Genomic DNA, 18818 nt, shown 5'->3' with positions numbered 1-18818 from the left:
TTTTTACCAATTCGTCGCAATAAGCTCGAAAATATGACTATTTAATGGCAACAAGTCCTCTAGTGGCCATTTTTTTAAAGTAAAAGTGCGGCTTAACCACTCCCAACGACTAACAGTGTAGTGGACTATCAAATACCGGCAAGCAAAAACTCCTTTGCCTCAATTGCATGCATTTCTAGATATTAAACCGGCTATGTATCGCGAGGGATCAAACACGTCGCACTAAATTTGTAGTTGCCGTATCAAGCACCAAAGCAATCCGGCAACTTCAAATTCAAATTCAACCCAGAAAAACCAATACAGATGTTTAGAAAAGCCTGAAAACTGTAAATAAGACCTGGGCTTAAATTAATCTTTCAATGACTTATGATTGCAAGTTTGCCAGCAACTGTTCGCACTGTTTCTTCAAAAGCGTAAGTTCTTGTTCATCCATCTTTGAAAGGCAAAACATCTCTACAGGCACCTGTTGTGCCTGCTGTTTCAAGTCTACACCTGCTGGTGTCAATGTAATCACACGCACTCGCTCATCTTCTTTACTTCGCGTTCTGCGCACATAGTCTTTTGCTTCTAGGCGTTTAAGCAGTGGTGTTAGCGTTCCAGAATCAAGATGAGTTTTCTCTCCTAACGTTTTCACATTCACTTCTTCTTGTTCCCAAAGCACCATCATGACGATGTATTGAAGGTAGGTAAGGTCAAGCGCTTTAAGCAAGGGTTGATAAGCTCTGCCCATTGCATTTGACGCACTATAAAGTGCAAAGCACACCTGATTGTCTAGCTTTAGGTATTCATCTTGATCGCTCATGTTCATCTCGCCCCGCAATTACATTGTGCACAATATACTTGCGCACTTAGATTTTATCAATTAGTATGAATTCAAAATTAGATTGCGCACAACCTAATTGCTATCAATTTAAATTCAAGGATCTCAACAATGACTACGCTATACACTACTTCAGCTACCGCAACAGCAGGCCGTAACGGTCAAGTATCTACTGACGACAACCTACTTTCCGTTGCACTAAGTTACCCTAAAGAAATGGGTGGTACTGGCAGTGCAACCAACCCAGAGCAACTTTTTGCCGCTGGCTATTCTGCGTGTTTCTCAAATGCTCTATTACACGTTGCTAAAGAAATGAAGATTAAAATCAGTTCTGCTCCGACTACCGCAACTGTAGGTATTGGTCCAAATGCAAGCGGCGGTTTTGCATTGACGGTAGCGTTATCAGTTGAATTAGATCTAGACCAAGAGCAAGCCTTCACATTAGTAAGAACAGCCCACCAAGTTTGTCCGTACTCAAACGCAGTTCGTGGCAACATCGATGTAAAACTGTCGGTGAATGGTCAAGCCGTTTAATCCCACAATAAACCGATAGAAAACTAGGCGAGTTGCCTGTTCAAAAGAATAGTTAATTAAAAAGGACATCCTATGCGCGCAGTACGAATCCACCAATATGGTGGCACTGAAACATTGAAGTTAGAGCAGATTGATAAACCAACAATTAATAACGATGACATCCTAATTCAAGTAAAAGCCGCCTCTATCAACCCTGTTGATTGGAAGATTCGTGAAGGCTATTTGAAAGACTTCATCCCTTACGCATTGCCTATTACGCTAGGTTGGGATGTATCCGGTATCGTTACTCAAGTAGGCAGCAATGTCAGTCAGTTTTCTGTAGGTGACGAAGTCTTTAGCCGCCCCGATATTGCGCGTGATGGCAGCTACGCTGATTACATTGCAGTTAAAGCAGATGAAGCGGTATTAAAATCGACTAAACTCGATTTTGTACAAGCTGCTGCCCTTCCACTTGCGGGTATTACTGCATGGCAGTGCTTGGTCGATGTCGCCAATATCCAGACGGGTCAACGAGTCCTAATTCATGCTGGTGCGGGTGGTGTTGGTCACCTCGCGATTCAAATAGCCAAAGCCAAAGGCGCAACAGTTGTTGCTACCGCATCATCAGCAAACCTTGAACTATTAACTCAGTTTGGTGCAGATGAAGCGATTGATTACTCTAAAGCACCGTTAAGTGAACAGATTTCACCGGTTGATGTGGTTCTCGATACAATGGGCGGAGAAGTGCAGCAACTATCTTGGTCGTTACTTAAGCCTAATGGCATGATGGTTTCTGTTGTTGAGCCACCAAGTGAAGAGACAGCAAAAGAGCACAATGTACAAGCCGCATTTGTCTTCATACAACCAAGCGCACGCATTCTTACTGAGCTTAATAAGTTGGTTGAATCTGATCAGCTTCGCCCGTTCGTAGAGCACCGCTTCCCACTAGAGAATATTGCTGATGCTCACCTTCAAAGCCAATCAGGTCGTACACGAGGTAAGATTGGTATAGAAGTAAGCTAAGCTTTCTTTACGATAATCTGATTGGTGACTTATCTAAGTTGCTGACAATACACTGCACGATAAGAACGGATTCACTATGAGTAGATGCTTGTAATGTGGTTGATGATTTTGTGGGGTGGTGTAGAAAAAAAGTGAAGTGCAGAAACGCAATAACTTGCGCTGACTAAATATCTGCACTTCGGGGGAATCCAGTAAGCGAGTCTTGGATAAAGCTCACTTACTGGACGTTTACTCTGTTATGCGTTCGCCAAGGCTATTTTCATTTGGCTAGCAACTTTGTCGACTTTGCCAAGCCCAACAATAACTTGAAGACCACTCTTACCCATTGGTACGACGCCAGCCGCACCTAAGGCAAGTAACGCTTTCTTATCTGCAAGTGATGAATCTTTTACTGTCAGGCGTAAGCGAGTAATACAGTTATCGACTTCAACAATATTGTCCCTGCCACCAATCGCTTCGATGTAGCTCACCGTTAAACCTTCGATACTTTGTTCTTTTACTTCTTCTTCATCATCTTCACCGCGACCCGGTGTTTTTAGGTTGAACTTGATGATAGCGAATCTAAAAATAGAGTAATAAAGCACAAAGAACACGATGCCTTGCAGTATTAACATGTACCACTGAGTCGCAAGTGGGTTCTGACTTGAAAGTACAAAGTCTACAAAGCCTGCCGAGAAACCAAATCCAGCCATCCATTGCATACTTGCGGCAATGAACAGTGATAGGCCCGTTAGAACCGCATGAATTAGATAAAGCACTGGCGCTAGGAACATAAAGCTGAACTCTAGAGGTTCTGTGATGCCGGTAAAGAATGATGCCATTGCAGCAGCCAGCATGATCGAGAACGTCTTGTTCTTATTTTTAGCATCAGCGCAGTGATACATTGCCAACGCTGCAGCTGGAAGACCAAACATCATGATAGGGAAGAAGCCGGCTTGATACATGCCCGTTGTGCCAGGGATACCTGTGCCATTGGCAATCGACTGAGCACCACCCAGGAAGTTTGGAATATCGTTGATACCCACCACATCAAACCAGAACACTGGATACAATGCGTGGTGCATACCCACAGTTAGCATTAATCGGTTAAAGAAGCCAAACAAGCCAGCACCAACCGCACCTAGCGACTGTAGCTTAGTACCAAAGATGATCAGTGAATCGTAAACTACCGGCCATAGGTACATCAGAACAAACGCCATTACCATGCCAGCAATAGAAGTCAGGATAGGCACAAGGCGTTTTCCGCTAAAGAAGGCTAGCGCTTTTGGCAGTTCAACCGTTGAGTAGCGGTTATAAATTTCCGCTGAAATGATACCGAGCAAGATACCCACAAATTGGTTGTTGATCTTACCAAAGGCTGCGGGCACTTCTTCAATTGGTACGCTGAGCAACTGGGCAACACTACCAGGCTCTAGCAAGGTCGTTAAAACAAGAAAACAGATGAAACCGGAAAGTGCAGCTGACCCGTTCTTGTCTTTACTGAGACCGAAGGCAACACCCATTGCGAAAAGCACCGCCATATTGTCGATGATGGCAGCACCCGACTTAATCAAGAATGCAGCCAGAACGCTATCTGCTCCCCAACCGGTTGGATCAAGCCAATATCCAATACCCATTAAGATGGCAGCCGCAGGCAAGGTGGCGACAGGCACCATCAATGCTTTACCTACTTTCTGCATGTAACCGAGAATGTTCATGTTGTAGACCTTACGTTATAGATTAAAAAAATTTAGTTATAGTGGTGTCTATATCGCCGCTTGAATCTTATTTTCTAATTGAAATTAACTTCTTTAGGCGCAATTTACTCTTTAACATGGCTACATTTGACCTAATTTCAGCTATCCAGACAAACGAAAAAAAAGTTACTATAGATGAAAGCATTTCACCTATGAGGCAATATGAATACCAAACAGTTATTGCTAAGGAACATGCACACTTTCAATATTGCTGTGAAAAACATGAGCTTTAAGCGCACCGCTGACGAACTGCATTTAACGCAAAGTGCGGTTAGTCATCGCATTAAAGGCCTAGAGAAAGAGCTCGGTTTTAATCTGTTTGTTCGAGGCACAAGACAGCTTTCGTTGACACCTGAAGGTGAGCGCTTGTATTCCACCTTATCGCGCTCGCTTTCTAGCATTTTTAATGAAATTGACAGCATTCAGTCTTCTGATTTAACCGGAGAGTTAAGGATCTTAACCGCTCCTGGCTTTGCCAAAGAGTGGTTAGTACCAAGACTGGGACAGTTTCAGAAAGCGTTCCCACAGCTGAACTTGGTGATGAAACTCAATGAGGAAGCGTTGGATCTGGCGACGCAAGAGTTTGATGTCGCGTTTTACTATGGCGATTATCATCAGCCAAACATATACGCTATGCCACTATTTGAAGAGAAGTATTTGCCTGTGTGTTCCCCACAATATGCGAAACAATATCGCCTATTAGAACGGGGCCATGAAGGACTAAAAGAGGTGAATTTTTTGCACTCAACGCCCTCAACTGCTTGGCAGCGCTGGTTAGATTCGGTCGGATGCGATATTGATTGCCTGAAGCACAGTTACCAATTTTCTCAGCAGGGTTTGGCCGTGGACGCCGCTAAGCACTCCGTTGGGGTTGCGATTGGCAGACTGCGGTTTATAACAGATGCCATCGAATCCGGAGAACTGTTAGCCCCCTTCTCTGCTATGGAGACTAAACAGCACTACGCGTTACTCTGTGTAGAAGGCATGCAAGATAGACCGAAAATAGCGGCCTTTATTCAGTGGGTAAAAAGTGAGTTAGAACAGTAGTTTATGTTATGTGCCATATGAGGTGTAACGCCACCTGTTGAGTCGGAAGCTTGTTTGTAGTTGGTGATTCAATTGAATAACGACTTCATAAACGTTTCGTTAGCAACAATGCATTGAACTAGTGTGGAGGATGTTACTCATTCGAACTCCATTCTGCGCAGATACTTCACGTGGTTTTTCCTGATTTTTTCTTTATTTTCACATAACGTTTTGATACCCAATGGGTTTAATAATGGATAACAGCAAAATAGGTAGAATAAGAATACGGGAAAGTTCTGTCTAAAGCCGATATAGCTCAGGTCAGATCCACCATCTTAAAGTTACGACTACGTTAATCACGTATAGTTTTGCCATCTGTACGTTACTTACGTATACTTTGCGTATGAAAAGTATATTTGTCGAATCAACCATATTTGAAAAGTATCGCAATGAATATCTAAGTGATGATGAGTTTAGGCTTTTTCAAGCTGAGTTAATGTCTAACCCAAAACAAGGGGACGTGATTCAGGGTACAGGTGGTTTGCGAAAGATTCGAGTTGCAAGTAAAGGTAAGGGCAAGCGTGGCGGGTCTCGGGTTATCTATTACTTCCTCGATGAAAGACGTCGTTTCTACTTACTGACAATTTATGGCAAGAATGAAATGTCCGATTTAACCGCAGACCAAAAGAAACAACTAAAGGCTTTTATGGAGGCGTGGCGTAATGAGCAATCGTGATCTATTTGCAGAGTTAAGTTCAGCTCTTGTTGAGGCTCAAGAGCATTCCGAGGGTAAACTAACCCTTAAAACTCATCATGTTAACAATATCAGTGAGCTAGATATTTCACCTGATGAAATCGTGAGTATTCGTGAGCAGTTTAATATGTCGCGTGGTGTGTTTGCGCGTTTGCTGCATACATCATCTCGTACACTAGAAAACTGGGAACAAGGGCGTAGCGCACCAAATGGACAAGCGGTAACCCTTCTAAAATTGGTTCAGCGTCATCCTGAAACTCTGTCTCATATCGCTGAACTATAAGCGCTTAAGGATTTAAGATACTGTTTCTAATCTGATAGAAACGGTTTAGCTCAGTAATCGTAAATCGTTTATGTACAAAAACGTATTTCATAATCACATAACTAATGACATAAAAAAGACCTGAATAATCAGGTCTTTACACTAAGAGTTTTGAGTCATTACTACTTTACTAGAGTGATGCCCTTGCTCGGGTCAATGTCCTTGTACAGGAACTCTGTCGTTGGTGCATAGTGACGCACTAGCACGTTCCATTCTTGACCCTCTTGTAAGCCATCTAACGGAATATTGTTAGCTCCGTATTTCTCTTCATCACACCCAAAGTATACAGTGTATGTACCATCTGCATTTGGCTGAGCTACACCACTGTTGGTGCTTGCATCATCATTGAACATGAAGCCATCTTCGTTGTAGACGGTGAATGACCAAAAGCCTTTGTTTTTAGGGTCTTCAAATGTCACTGAGTGACACTGCGTTGACTCAAAGTTAGGCGAGTATTGATAGATGTTATCTTTAAACGTCGCCCCACCCCATCCGTAAGCTGCACCTTGGATGCGCTTTTCTGCAGTTGTGTACTCTCCTGTACCGAACATCTTCTCAGAGTCAGCAACACCTTCAACGGCAATTTCAGTCAAAACCTCTTTCTTCACTGGCTCAAGCTTTGCCGCGAGCGTTGGCAAGTCGTAGCCACCAAAGATTGGGTAGTCATCTTTTGAACCCGCTTTGATCACTAACTGATCTTGCAGCTTATTAAGCTCTGCAATTTCTTGTTTATCATGAAGGTTTGGAAGGTAAGTACGAACAATCACGAACATGAATTTTGTCGAGTTTGGCACTTCTAGCGTTTCATTACCCTTGGTGTAAACCATGTCATAAGTTTGGTGGTTTTCATCAGTAAACTGCACCATTACAAAACGGTCACCAAAGTCAGGTAGCGTCACTGTCGCGCCTTTTTCCGTATCAACTACTGCAGTGGAGTAGATTGTGTCACGGTTCATGCGCACGATTGGCTGTTCTTCAGTCAATGGTGGCGTACGGAAGTGTCTCCAGCTATTTACGCCATCTGTTGCTTTTGCTTCAGTTACTGCAAAGTACTTAGAAGTTTCAGCTTGAATATAGTTGTCTCGATTAACATTCACTTCAGCAGATGCCATATTTGACATACCTAGGATACTTATCGCGATTGGTGCTAGTAGAAATTTTTTCATCTATTCAATACCTCAATTCTTTCTAAGTAAAAATGCAACCACTGTATAAAAACGGTTGATTCAAATTTTATGCTTATCAATGAATTACAATCATTGTCTCAGCAAGTACGAAAGAGTTTATGGTGTACTGAGGGGAATCACAAATTCCCATTTACAATATCAATAATAAATGAAATGCATATCATGGAATTCTTGATATATATTTTACGCATACCGAGATGGTGACAAGATCCTAGAACCCAGGGCCCAGGATCTCGACTTTATCTACGCCCTACGCTTTTTGAACGTATGCCATCCAGCACTTAAAATGGTTTTGATCACCACTCCGAGCGCACTTAATTTAGGGTCGGTATTTTTGCCATCAGCAATACGCCACATTTGGTGCTCGTACCATACCAATCCAACCATCGCCATTTTATCGAGCGCAGGCTTACCCGTAGTAGGAACGGTCAGAGGCATTCCATAGTGAGGGTCTTCGATTAGTTTGTTTGGGAAATCAGGGTCTACAGCCATGGTTCGAGCAATACCAATAAAGTCAGTGGCCGATGTATTCAGTGCTTCATTCATCGCTGGCGCCGTTCTAAAGCCCCCCGTCACCACCAGCGGCGTGCTCACCAAGTCTCTCACCTTAACCATATAATCCATAAAATAGGCTTCACGTTTTATGGTGCTGGCTTTCACGGGCTCACTTTTATTCTTAGAACCCATCATAGACGGGCTTTCATAAGTACCACCGGAGATCTCGATAAGGTCGATACCATTTTCACTTAAAGCCTGCACCACCTGCATCGACTCTTCTTCTGTAAAGCCGCCTTTCATAAAGTCAGCGCTATTGAGCTTGATCCCTACAGGGAAATCATCGCCAACCTCTTTACGTATGGCGCGATACACTTCTAGTACAAATCGAAGTCGATTTTCTAATGAACCACCCCATTGATCATCTCGCTGATTGTGGCGTGATGATAGAAACTGACTTACTAGATAACCATGAGCGCCATGGATTTGCACTCCAGTAAAACCCGCACGCTTTGCAAGCTTGGCACTAGTGACAAACTTATTAATAATCTCAAAGATTTCCGCTTCAGTTAATGCGCGCGGAGTATTAAAGCCTTTCTCCAAACCACTACCCAATGAAATAGCAGAAGGCGCTACCGGCTTATCACAAAGAAACTTGGGAATTTGCTTGCCTGGGTGGTTGAGTTGCATCCATATCTGCGAGCCATTTTGCTTTCCAGCACTCGCCCACTCAGTAAATAGCGACAAGTCGCTTTGCTCATCGAGAACCACATTTTTCGGTTCACCAAGGGCACTTCGATCCACCATGACATTGCCCGTAATGGATAGACCAATCCCGCCTTTAGCCCAGCGTTGGTATAGGGTTGCTATACCCGAGGTCGGGTTATGCTGCTTATCTCCAAGCTGCTCACTCATCGCTGATTTAAACAGGCGATTCTTAATGACTTGACCATTGGTAAGGGTAAAAGGTTTACTGAGATCGATTGAATTCATGCTTGCTCTAACAATTAGATAATCTTGGTATGATGCGTGCAGTATGCTCTATTTTGCACATACTTCCGAGCATAATAAGCAATGTTTGAGCTTGTTGGATAAGTAGGTAAGAAGAGGCTAATAAGTGTTTGCGACGATCAAATTTGATGTCTTAGATAAAGAAAAGTCAGCGAAGGTTTCGCTGACTCGATAGCTGAAGCTTGTTATGTTAGAGCGGTGCTTAATCTTCTGATTTACGATCAGCGGCTTTACGTTTGTTACGCTCTACTTGGGTTTTAACGAAACCCTCTAGCTCTTTCTCGCCCCAAGCTTGTGCTTGCGCTTCAGTTTCGAAGCCCATTTCTCTCTTAGAAACAGTTGTTCTGCGAGATGTCACTTGGCGAACAATCTCGGCACACCAGCCATTACGCTTTTCAATAGTGCGTACCGTGAATTTTTTACTATCAGACATATGTAATTCTCTAAAAATCTTTTCATTACTTGGGTTAAAACGCTCTTCCCAAGCGTATTGCCAACACAAGCTAGCTTGGTTGAACACTATAGATGGCATTCGTAGATAATACCATCTATTGGAAGGGCGCCATTAAAACATAGAAGCCTGCTTTAATGTATTTATTTATCGGGTTAACTATTCGCCAATCTGGAAGATTCGCCAGAACTCTAAAGCGAAAATACATTAATGAAATGAACTCGATACATTTCTTTCACTATTTGCTACTAAAGTCGGGTCGGCAGTAACCAAAAACCATGTGTGTAAAATTGCATAGTTACGAGTTGCGCAAACGTTTGCGTCATGATAGATTCCGCGCCATTAATCACCTGATATTGATATCACTTAGAGGCAGTATGTTTAAATTGATAAAACAAGCATTGATTGTAATGGCAACGTTAACGATTATTCCTGTGGCAAACGCAAGCGAAATGAAAAGCGTCAGCGTTGAATCTCACGCAGCGCCAATGCAACCGATCATGATTCAAGGCCCAATGCCTATTGAAGCTGAGTACTTTGCATCACTACTGACTGATGTGAGAATGGAGCAAGCAGGTAATGCTAAGTTTTACATAGGCGATTTGAATGGCTATCCCATTGTTGTTGCTCAAACGAGTAAAGGTCTAGAAAACACGGCAGCAGCAACAGCTGTCGGTATCGAACGCTACAGACCACGCGCTATTATCAGCCAAGGAACATCAGGCGGTCACGATCCTTCTTTACAAGTGGGTGATATCGTACTTGGTAAGCGCTCAGTAAACTCTAATAACTTCAAAACACCTAAGCTTGCGGCTGGCGAAGGTTCTGACTCTATGAACTGGATCCCTATGGATATCATGGCTTCAGAAGAAAGCGCCGGTGAAGGTGATGCAGCGGTAGACGCTGAGAAGATTCGCTACTACATGGGTAACAGCGAGCTACTTGCTTCTGCACATGCCGTTAAAAGCACTTACACTCGCGGAAAAGTCGTCGAAGGCACCATTGGTAGCGGCAACTTCTGGAACAATGAAATTGACCGCATGACATGGCTACACACCAACTTCGGCACAAGCGTTGAAGAAATGGAAACGTCATCTGCAGCAATGATTGCTGATGCCTACGGCATTCCATTCCTTGGCGTTCGCGTTCTATCAAACAACTTAACCAACAATGGTAAATACGACCCTTCAACAGCGGCTGATTGCCAGAAGTTTGTTAAAGAGATCATTCTTCACTACATCTCAACGTTGTAAGTCGACAGAAGAAATGACCAACACCTCGCACTATGCGGGGTGTTTTTTTATGTGCGATATGGTCCCCATCAGTACTGTCTATTCAATGAAGAAGCTCAATAACCACTTACCCAGTTTGATATAATGACGTTATTCTCTTCTTGATGGCCTTCCTATAGTCTCTAAACATGCCTATTTGTATCAGGTTGGTCTATTTATAGAGACTGCAAGGTTTAACAGAATATCTTCTATTGCAATGCCATTGGTTTACCGACAAAGTAGTGGCCAGTCGAGCTCATCTACTGCGACTTAAACCGTCCCACGTCTATCACATCAGGTCTCTTAAATGTCTAAATCGGACTCTTCTACAACCAATGTAATTATTGATAACTTTGTAGCGCCAACGTGTCTGGCTAGGCTAGAGATACTGTATCAAGATGATGACATTTTATTGATTAACAAGCCGAGTGGTTTGTTAAGTTTATCAGGTAAAAACCCACTCAATTGGGATTCGGTGCACTACCGTCTCGTTAACGGTCAAGACGCTACCGAAGTAGAAAAAGCGACACCGTCGTTTGTGAATGCAAAACTGCCTCATCGACTAGATTTGGGGACTTCTGGTGTTATGGTGGTAGGGCTTAACCCTGCAGCTTCAAAGAGCCTTAATCAGCAGTTTCAGGCACGTACTGTGCAAAAGCGATACTTAGCCATGTTAGCGGGTTGGGTTGAAGCGGATAGCGGCCAAATATCAGCCCCTATTGCTAAAGATAAGACACTGTTTCCCCGTGTAAAGATCTGCCACGATTCAGGCAAAAGCGCCATTAGTGACTACCAAGTCATGGGTCGCTTGGCTAACCCTCCTAGAACGCTGGTGCAATACACCCCTGTTACGGGTCGCACTCACCAACTGCGTATCCATAGCCTTGAGTTCGGCCACCCAATTTTAGGCTGCGATCTTTACAACAACGCAGATCTAAACAGTAGCCATGACCAAGAAAACCACTCTAAAGTAGAAGAGTTATCTCAACGCTTAATGCTACATGCCAGCGACATTTACTTTACTCACCCCACCACTGGTGAGGCTATGCATGGACATAGCCCAAATCCGTTTTAAGCTATAGCCGGCACACTAATTCCTTGATTCGGGCTTATAATAAATTTAATAAAGAAAAACCTATACAAACGCCTAAATAGCGACAGAATAATGATGGATATCGTCTTAGAGTCTGAATTAACGTGCCCACACTGTGGCAATAAAAAAACTGAAATAATGCCAACCAACGCTTGCCAGTGGTTTTATGAGTGTGAAAAATGCCATACTCTACTAAAGCCGAAACAAGGGGACTGTTGCGTTTATTGCTCTTATGGCACTGTACCTTGCCCTCCTATACAGAAAAATCCATCTGAAAAAGGCAAAGGATGCTGCTAATAAAAATCAACAAAAAATTGTAGACTGATAAGGCCCTAGGGGAGTGCATATAAAGCAAACTCTCCACATACGTTTTATTTTCAACAAACCTATTAAATCTAACAATAAGTTAGGCAATTATTTGTCATGTGACCCTTTTTACAAGGGATCTAATCTAAATCCAATTGACATTGAGTAAGCACATTCAATGCAGAACGGTCACAAGAAATGTCTACCCACTGATCTTCAAATTGAGCTAGTGATGTATCACTCGCGGTATAACCCCAGATCATATCTGCGGTGACTCTACCTTCTAGGTCTATTTCATTGTCTTTGTCTTCTAGTTTAACTTCCTTAACCCAATATTGATTTTGAGTCGAATAACCATCTAGCTCAACCCAAGAGCCGTTTAATGTATTCACTGAGATACCATCTTCAAACTCTGTGGTTGCATCAATGATAAAATCAAAACCATTGATCGTCGCGACACCATCTGCGTAGCTCGCTTCGCCCTCAATAGAAAATTCCAATTCACTAGAATCAAAATCGAGTTCACTTTCAAAATCCACTTCCAAAGCGTCGAGGGTGTCAGAGGTCTCTGATAGAGTGACTTCAACCAGCGCGCCAACCACCAAGTTAGCTATCGAACCGTCATCAAATTGAGTCGCACTGCTAATATTGATAAGTGCTCCACCGGACAGTTCGAACTGCGTATTTGAGCTGCTAACCCACGTCACGACGCCTTCAATCTCTAGTCCCTTTAATTCTTCATCATCTTTAGGATCCACTTTTGACCCAACAAATATTCCATTGGAAAATTCACCGTACACCTCAACCCACATCCCCAAGGCAGGAGCGGCTCCATCAACAAATGCATTACTATAGTCGACGTTAATTCCACCAAGAACAAAGCTCTGGCTGTTGGTATCTAAGCTGGTAATCTTCCCTTCAATTTCGGCAAGGCTCGCGTTTGATACCGAGGTGACATTGGTAATATCCCACGACAAATCGGGTAACGCATACCCAAATATCATGACCCAATCATCACTTGAAATGGAAGAATCATCATATTCAACCTCAATGCCATTCACGATTAGCTTGCCATTTGTATTAGACGTTACGCTTCCAACATTGATAGGTAGTAGATAAATCGCTTCTAAATTATCTTCTAGTACCACGACCTCTACCATTTGCCCTGTGGTTAGCAGTGATATTGACAATGAATCATCTAAATATTGAAGTTGCTCAGCCCCCAACTCTATTTGTCGACCGTTTACCTCAAACTGATTATTTTCCAGAGAAACAGATTCGACCATGCCACGTGCGGTATAAGAGGTGGTACTTCCTGATGTCCCGCTAGAGTCCCCGTCAGAACCGCCACAACCGGCAAGAAAGAATGTACTTAGGAGCCCACAAACTGCCATCGTGATTTTCATGATTCTGTCCCATATGAACGCATGTATTCTGTCCAAATTATAGCTCACCTGTGGGCTATTATCGGAGAGCATCTAATCAAATCAGCTGAGGGGAAGGGAACTCATTCTTAAGCAGAATGTGGTATAGCTGAGCTTTTTTAAATACCTTTGGATAGTACTAAATACATCACATTGCTTATTTAGGGAGTGAAGGATTAACTGCAAACGTAAAGAACTATATCTTCTTTCAACTAGCTCCAATACAAAAACCCAGTGCAAAGTACCTATCTGCACTGGATTATTACTGTTGTTCAATACCAACTAACGGCTTTTGGTGTGTCGCCAAATTTAAGCAAAGCCTGGCATGCGCACTTTTAATGTCGAGATTGTGCTGAGGTTAGAACTTGTAGCCAACTTCAGTTACTAGCATGCCGTTTTTGGTACCTTCAATGAATTGCTCGTTATAACTCGCATCGATAACAAAGTGCTTCTGAATGGCGACACTTAAACCTGCACCAACCTCACCGCCGAAATTGTAATCGCTATCGCTTCCACTACTGCTCTTAGCGTCAACCTTTGCCATCACACCACCACCCATAACGTACGGATGAACCGTTACATAGCTGCTAGGGTGAAATGATTGCCCTGCCTTCAAATCGAATCTAGTTTCAAACACATCAACATCGGTTTTAGGGTGTACGTTTGATGTTTCAGTTCCACTAACATCGGCAAAACCAGTACTGATAGAGAAGTTCTCGTTAATATCCTGATTAATCTGGAAAGACCAACCGTTAAGCCTAGAATCCATTGTATCTGGCGTAGCCATTGCATAACCCGCAGTAACAGCGACACCGTTAAGATGGAATAGGCCAGAACTTTCCTCTTGTTGAGCCTCACCAGCAAAAGCATTTGCTGATAGTGCGACAATTGATAAGCCTAAGAGTATGTATTTCATGGTGGTACCTTCAGTGTAAATAATTAGCTTGCCGGTATGATTGGCGGCTCATATTAAGAATCCATATAAGGAAAAACATGAACAGTTACTTTTGAGTTGTTCACCTTTTATAGGGACTCGCTCTATGGATTACCGCCAGCACAAGGCTAGAACGGTGATCAATGCCTTAGCTGCGAAAAGTGCAAACATACTTGTCATTTTGAAACCTGTGCAGGGTGCATATTCCAGGATTAGCATTTAATGGATCGTTACGGAAATCCAAGGATCGACCGTTCGATAGCATTAACTTTAATCTCTTCTCTACACAGCAATAAGGTTCTAAATAGAGCAATGAATACTTTTAAAAAAGTCGGGCTATCTTTCATCCTAGTGTCTATCACAGCCATGACAGGTTGCACATCCATGAAACTTAAGGCCGCAAGTCTACTAGTGACTAAACCAATCCACACGACTGCTACTCAAGACCAACTAGAAGAAGCAAGCAGCAAGATCGAAGGTATCGAATACACATCGATGGAGACCACCATCGCGCCTCCAAAGGCGTCAAAAACAGGCAAGCCCTACATGGATGTTGTCGCTGTAGGTCATGAGATGAAGGACTCTCCTTGGCACGGGAATGAGCAAGTTTGTGCCATGTTCACAAAGCGAATGAGCGACCCAGAAACTGAAGGGCAGCAAGACATTGTAGGCAATGGATATGATCTGAATTATTCAATCGACATCACTGGAGTTGACGGAGAACGATTCACTTGTCGAGGTCACGTAGACGGTGCATAGGTTATAAATTATTGGGGGTTTAAGGGTTGCCTTTGCAGTTACAAAAGACGCACTAATTGGATATTGAAACTCACTTTTGGACAGAAACCTTGCTACGATTTCTTCCTACCCACGCTACTATCCCAAACAGTAGATTCCCTTTTTCAAAGGAATGACGGCACGTCTTCTTTGAGTATCTGAATCTACTGAAGGGAAATTCGTTTTACAACGAGAATGAATGCTCTGACCGTATCCGTCTGAGCATTTCTATTTCTCACGTATTGATGTTAGTTCGCTTTTGACTGTGCGTGCTGCTCGACAATGAATGCGATCGCTTCATCATTTAAGCAAGATTTACTGATATATTGGCGCTGCTTACCCATATGGAGGATAAACCCTAAATCGCTCTGTTGAAGTTGGTCGATTTCACCCCAGGCGATGTTATTGGTGTTGTTGCCGTTTTTGTAACTCATACCGCTAGACTTCACTTGAAATGTCACTTTAGTGCCAGCGCTCGCACTGAACGTTTGGCGCCACAACCACCAGCCTCTCTTAAAATAAACACTACACGCTTCAATAACACTCAACACAATAAAGAACCAACCCACATAGCCGTTAGGTAGTAGCTCAAACTCTAATAGAACCACACCAAAAACTAGAAAAAGAACCACTTTTAGATAGTCTTTTAGAACATTAGGAGGACGGCTAGTTTCATCATAACACTCAGCAAAAAAGGTCTTGTCGAGCGTGTACTCTGTGGTGAAATCAAAATCTTTAGACATATGTGGCTACTTTAAGGCTCTCGGTGAATGAGTATTCTATATTGGAATCTCGCAACTCGAGCATTGTATAGCTTCTTGGCGCTTTTCTTTAGCTATTTTGGTCTTCTTTTAAATCAAAAACACTTAGGGTCTGTCGTATTCAACGGAACAAATCGGTCTATATTGTGGTGCGGTGAATCAACTTCCCAGGCTATTTTCAAAGCGTGATAGGCAAATAACCCGGAGGAGAATATGAGCTTCCCATGTGAGCCAGTTCGTGGTGGGGCGAACATGAATTACTACCTTTACTCTACTAATTTTTATTGCACCGAAATTCATTTCAAACGATACTGTAATGCTGCGTTGATTTTACCGCACTAACTACCAACACGTAGTTTTAACTTGATGTTAAATACACAGGTACTCTGGGAGCAAGGAACCATACTCTCTGATAGCTTCCAAACCACGGAAGCTAAACACCCTCAACCAGACCCACAATGGATTGAACTAACAGTAGCAAGCCCAAACAAAACAGAGTTAACCTTCGCATCTAAGCAGTGTATTGCACTCTACTTAGAACTCAGAGAACACGAAGACATCCAAGAGAACACTGAAGCACAAGCAATGTGTATTCAGTACCGTGAAAGCGAGACACATCAGTAGATGTTTAAAGGGGCATTCTATCGCCCCTTTATCAATATATCTCCATCTATCACTTTCCTTTGTGCGAGCAAAGTGAATGGGTTCAGTCTGTATCTAATCAGAGAAAGTGTGACTGTATGCAAGGATGATCTTCTGTTCAGCGCCGTAATCATTGTCAGTCACAATGCCTAGCAAGTTGATAGAGTCTTTCTTAGTGAACTTGTACCCCATACCTGCGCCAAGCCAGTAACCAAAGTAGTCATCAGAGCCTACTGAAGCGCCTGCGAATGTAATCACGGTAAATTCTTCTGTGACTGGCTTTAAAGAGAAGTAACCAAGGTAACCACCGGTACTGTCACTAGGGTGCAATACGTATGGGTTCGATGGGTCAAAGTCTGGCTCACCCTCATTCAGTGGTCTTTCACCATCGGTGTAGTTAAAGCCTGCCATTGGGAAGATCTGCCAACCCGCAGGTTCTATACCGAAATATGAAAGGGGTACAAATGTCCCGACGCTGTAGTTGTTGAAGTTGGAACCGTCTTCATATTCGCTCTTGCCGAAGTTGAAGTTCACAATACCAAAGTTAAACAACCATGAGCCGCCTAGCGTCCACTCTTCACTATCTGGGTGATATCTGAGGTTGATTTTCTGTGCGTCACTGAGGCCAATAGAGCCGGAGATCGAGTATCCAAACTTTTCAGATTCAAAGTTGTAGTCGCCCGCTAACCCTAGTTTTGTCACCACGCGAGTTGGGTCATCGACGTGCTTATTCTCGTTGTCGTAAATATCCTTTTTAGACTCTGAACGACTAGAAGTACCCTCTTCTGTCGTGTTTGAGGTATCTGCGAGCACACTTGTGGCATTCAAACCAGCAAAGAGAATAATTAAGCTCGTGGATAATTTACGCATTAGTGGGCTCCTGTGAAGATTCACATGCTCATAGAAAATAAAGGGAAGAAGCCAGCGGAGATTAGGCTCTAGAGAGGAACAATTCCGAGAATTGATCTCGCATAGTGTAAGTCATGAAGTTAGAAGAGACTAATTCTTTGTATTTATATGTGCTATTCACTTTAGATATGTTGCTTTTACGAGGTTGACGGCTAGGAGAGTGCAAATATACCGTCGTCTGCGGGGTGTTTTATTGGGAACCTATTCATTGGTTGGATTGTTTAGGCCCTCGATAGAAGCGCTCGGGGGTGACGCTAATTAGGTGTCGATGGTGAGGATGTGTTTGGCTCAAATACAAAGAAACCGTCGCCTCCGAGGTCTCTTATCGGAGACCTCTTCAACTTCACGGCTGGTTAGACCCTCGATAAAAGCACTCGAGGGTGACGCGTATCGGGAGTTAGCCCCTTCAACACAATAAACCGTCGTCTCCGAGGTCTCTTATCGGAGACCTCTTCAACTGCCGAATTACTTAGACCCCCGATAAAAGCACTCGGGGGTGACGAGCCTGGAAGCTCGAGGGTGACGATACAGCGGACTCAGGTAGGAAGTATTTTTAATTGAATTAGGCCACCTAAGCCGCTTCAATATTAGTGGTCACATACGGCAACCAAGCGTTTTGGTATAGCTCCTTCGACTGAAAGCGGTAACGCTTGATTTGTGAGCGTTCGATATCAGTAAAGTCACGATCTTCAATGGCGGCTAAGCGCTCTATTTTTTGCACTTGCTCATAGATACTATGCTCGTAGCCATTTTTTACATCGGCTATATCTTTAAGGTGAAGCTGAACCTCTGCAATCATGTTGGTTTTTGGCAATTGCACCAAAACGTTGAGGTCACGATAACCTGACTCGGTTGGCTTTTTGAAGCGGTTCTTCACTTTTACAATCGTCGCTTCACGCTCAAGCACTTCATAGGCATTCATCAGGCTGGAGATATCATTGGCGACTATGGTTGCGCGTGCTAAATCAGTGATTCTCTCGGCTTTGCCACCCAGCTCGTATTGCACTTTTTCTTGGGCTCTTTGCTGTGATTTAACACCTGCGAAGTAGGCTTCTGATGAGGTCAATAATGCTGTGCTTTTACATAGGGTTTCTAGCTCAGATTGAGCTTGGTGCGCTTTGCTATAAAGCACGTCAAAATCGGAATAAGGTTGAAGTGGAGAAACGTCGTGATTTGGGATACCGTAAAGCCCACTCAAGCTATGTTTGAATTTAGCTGAGCACACTTGGCCTTGATTGTTGTTCGATCTAGAGTTGTCGTTATTTGGTGCTACTGGGACTGCGGCGAACGCAGGAACACGAGTCAGTACTAACAGAGATAGTACTGCGGCACGCAAGAATAAGCTCATTGGCTCTCCTATTTT

Annotated in this window: 20 protein-coding genes; 10 read left to right on the top strand and 10 right to left on the bottom strand. The window is 43.2% G+C overall.

What is annotated here, in order from left to right:
• Positions 1-364: 364 nt before the first annotated feature.
• Entirely contained in the window at positions 365-802 is a 438-nt protein-coding gene (locus tag OCU35_RS13820) for a MarR family winged helix-turn-helix transcriptional regulator (protein ID WP_198590674.1), read from the bottom strand.
• A gap of 129 nt (positions 803-931) precedes the next feature.
• On the opposite strand from OCU35_RS13820, the gene OCU35_RS13815 reads away from it, so the two are divergent.
• Both OCU35_RS13815 and OCU35_RS13810 read left to right on the top strand, forming a co-directional pair.
• Positions 932-1354 (top strand): organic hydroperoxide resistance protein, encoded by a 423-nt coding sequence (locus tag OCU35_RS13815; protein ID WP_017028230.1) that lies wholly within the window; start codon positions 932-934, stop codon positions 1352-1354.
• A 72-nt stretch (positions 1355-1426) separates the two neighbouring features.
• Entirely contained in the window at positions 1427-2356 is a 930-nt protein-coding gene (locus OCU35_RS13810; protein ID WP_102360358.1) for an NADP-dependent oxidoreductase, read from the top strand.
• 236 nt (positions 2357-2592) lie between these two features.
• Here the strand turns inward: OCU35_RS13810 and nagE are convergent, their stop codons facing one another.
• On the bottom strand, positions 2593-4053 hold the full coding sequence (nagE, locus tag OCU35_RS13805; protein ID WP_017028232.1) for an N-acetylglucosamine-specific PTS transporter subunit IIBC: 1461 nt from the start codon (positions 4051-4053) through the stop codon (positions 2593-2595).
• Positions 4054-4254: 201 nt separating this feature from the next.
• On the opposite strand from nagE, the gene OCU35_RS13800 reads away from it, so the two are divergent.
• From OCU35_RS13800 to OCU35_RS13790, 3 genes are all read left to right on the top strand, one after another.
• Positions 4255-5139 carry a LysR substrate-binding domain-containing protein gene (locus tag OCU35_RS13800; RefSeq protein WP_261826293.1) on the top strand — a complete coding sequence of 295 codons (885 nt, stop codon included), beginning with the start codon at positions 4255-4257 and terminating at the stop codon, positions 5137-5139.
• Between the two features lie 382 nt (positions 5140-5521).
• Positions 5522-5854, top strand: coding sequence for a type II toxin-antitoxin system RelE/ParE family toxin (locus OCU35_RS13795; RefSeq protein ID WP_017028234.1), 333 nt, complete (start codon positions 5522-5524; stop codon positions 5852-5854).
• Positions 5841-6155, top strand: coding sequence for a helix-turn-helix domain-containing protein (locus OCU35_RS13790; RefSeq protein WP_017028235.1), 315 nt, complete (start codon positions 5841-5843; stop codon positions 6153-6155). Before OCU35_RS13795 ends, OCU35_RS13790 begins: the two co-directional genes overlap by 14 nt.
• Positions 6156-6316: 161 nt before the next feature.
• Here OCU35_RS13790 and OCU35_RS13785 read toward each other — a convergent pair whose 3' ends face one another.
• The 3 genes from OCU35_RS13785 to OCU35_RS13775 form a co-directional block, all read right to left on the bottom strand.
• The gene (locus OCU35_RS13785; protein ID WP_065598282.1) at positions 6317-7360 is read right to left on the bottom strand and encodes a DUF1254 domain-containing protein; all 1044 of its coding nucleotides are present in this window, start codon (positions 7358-7360) and stop codon (positions 6317-6319) included.
• A gap of 264 nt (positions 7361-7624) precedes the next feature.
• Entirely contained in the window at positions 7625-8869 is a 1245-nt protein-coding gene (locus OCU35_RS13780) for an NADH:flavin oxidoreductase/NADH oxidase family protein (RefSeq protein ID WP_137000939.1), read from the bottom strand.
• A gap of 220 nt (positions 8870-9089) precedes the next feature.
• Complete coding sequence (locus OCU35_RS13775) at positions 9090-9320, bottom strand: DUF3622 domain-containing protein (RefSeq protein WP_026012860.1); 231 nt, start codon at positions 9318-9320, stop codon at positions 9090-9092.
• Positions 9321-9715: 395 nt separating this feature from the next.
• Here OCU35_RS13775 and OCU35_RS13770 point away from each other — a divergent pair, with 395 nt between their 5' ends.
• The 3 genes from OCU35_RS13770 to OCU35_RS19190 all read left to right on the top strand — a co-directional run bounded on the left by OCU35_RS13770 (position 9716) and on the right by OCU35_RS19190 (position 11999).
• Positions 9716-10591 (top strand): 5'-methylthioadenosine/S-adenosylhomocysteine nucleosidase, encoded by an 876-nt coding sequence (locus OCU35_RS13770; RefSeq protein ID WP_102543208.1) that lies wholly within the window; start codon positions 9716-9718, stop codon positions 10589-10591.
• A 325-nt stretch (positions 10592-10916) separates the two neighbouring features.
• Positions 10917-11684 carry an RluA family pseudouridine synthase gene (locus tag OCU35_RS13765; protein ID WP_261826292.1) on the top strand — a complete coding sequence of 256 codons (768 nt, stop codon included), beginning with the start codon at positions 10917-10919 and terminating at the stop codon, positions 11682-11684.
• A 90-nt stretch (positions 11685-11774) separates the two neighbouring features.
• On the top strand, positions 11775-11999 hold the full coding sequence (locus tag OCU35_RS19190; protein ID WP_315972634.1) for a GDCCVxC domain-containing (seleno)protein: 225 nt from the start codon (positions 11775-11777) through the stop codon (positions 11997-11999).
• A gap of 149 nt (positions 12000-12148) precedes the next feature.
• Here OCU35_RS19190 and OCU35_RS13760 read toward each other — a convergent pair whose 3' ends face one another.
• Together OCU35_RS13760 and OCU35_RS13755 are read right to left on the bottom strand one after the other, a co-directional pair.
• Positions 12149-13414: a DUF5666 domain-containing protein gene (locus OCU35_RS13760; RefSeq protein WP_261826291.1), complete on the bottom strand. Its 1266-nt coding sequence runs from the start codon at positions 13412-13414 to the stop codon at positions 12149-12151.
• Positions 13415-13790: 376 nt separating this feature from the next.
• Complete coding sequence (locus OCU35_RS13755; RefSeq protein ID WP_261826290.1) at positions 13791-14348, bottom strand: porin family protein; 558 nt, start codon at positions 14346-14348, stop codon at positions 13791-13793.
• Positions 14349-14678: 330 nt separating this feature from the next.
• On the opposite strand from OCU35_RS13755, the gene OCU35_RS13750 reads away from it, so the two are divergent.
• Positions 14679-15125, top strand: a complete 447-nt coding sequence (locus tag OCU35_RS13750) for a hypothetical protein (protein WP_261826289.1) — start codon at positions 14679-14681, stop codon at positions 15123-15125.
• Between the two features lie 266 nt (positions 15126-15391).
• On the opposite strand, the gene OCU35_RS13745 is transcribed toward OCU35_RS13750, so the two are convergent.
• The gene (locus OCU35_RS13745) at positions 15392-15886 is read right to left on the bottom strand and encodes a YcxB family protein (protein ID WP_261826288.1); all 495 of its coding nucleotides are present in this window, start codon (positions 15884-15886) and stop codon (positions 15392-15394) included.
• A 381-nt stretch (positions 15887-16267) separates the two neighbouring features.
• Between OCU35_RS13745 and OCU35_RS13740 the strand changes: the two genes are divergently transcribed.
• On the top strand, positions 16268-16528 hold the full coding sequence (locus OCU35_RS13740) for a hypothetical protein (RefSeq protein WP_261826287.1): 261 nt from the start codon (positions 16268-16270) through the stop codon (positions 16526-16528).
• A gap of 93 nt (positions 16529-16621) precedes the next feature.
• Here the strand turns inward: OCU35_RS13740 and OCU35_RS13735 are convergent, their stop codons facing one another.
• Together OCU35_RS13735 and OCU35_RS13730 are read right to left on the bottom strand one after the other, a co-directional pair.
• Positions 16622-17416: a hypothetical protein gene (locus OCU35_RS13735; RefSeq protein ID WP_017028250.1), complete on the bottom strand. Its 795-nt coding sequence runs from the start codon at positions 17414-17416 to the stop codon at positions 16622-16624.
• A gap of 610 nt (positions 17417-18026) precedes the next feature.
• On the bottom strand, positions 18027-18803 hold the full coding sequence (locus OCU35_RS13730; RefSeq protein ID WP_102430816.1) for a RelA/SpoT domain-containing protein: 777 nt from the start codon (positions 18801-18803) through the stop codon (positions 18027-18029).
• Between the last annotated feature and the right edge of the window lie 15 nt (positions 18804-18818).

Origin of the sequence: Vibrio breoganii (assembly GCF_024346795.1) — a bacterium.
Classification (GTDB): domain Bacteria; phylum Pseudomonadota; class Gammaproteobacteria; order Enterobacterales; family Vibrionaceae; genus Vibrio; species Vibrio breoganii.
Note: the sequence above shows the minus strand (reverse complement) of the source record. Positions and strands in the feature narration are given on the sequence as shown.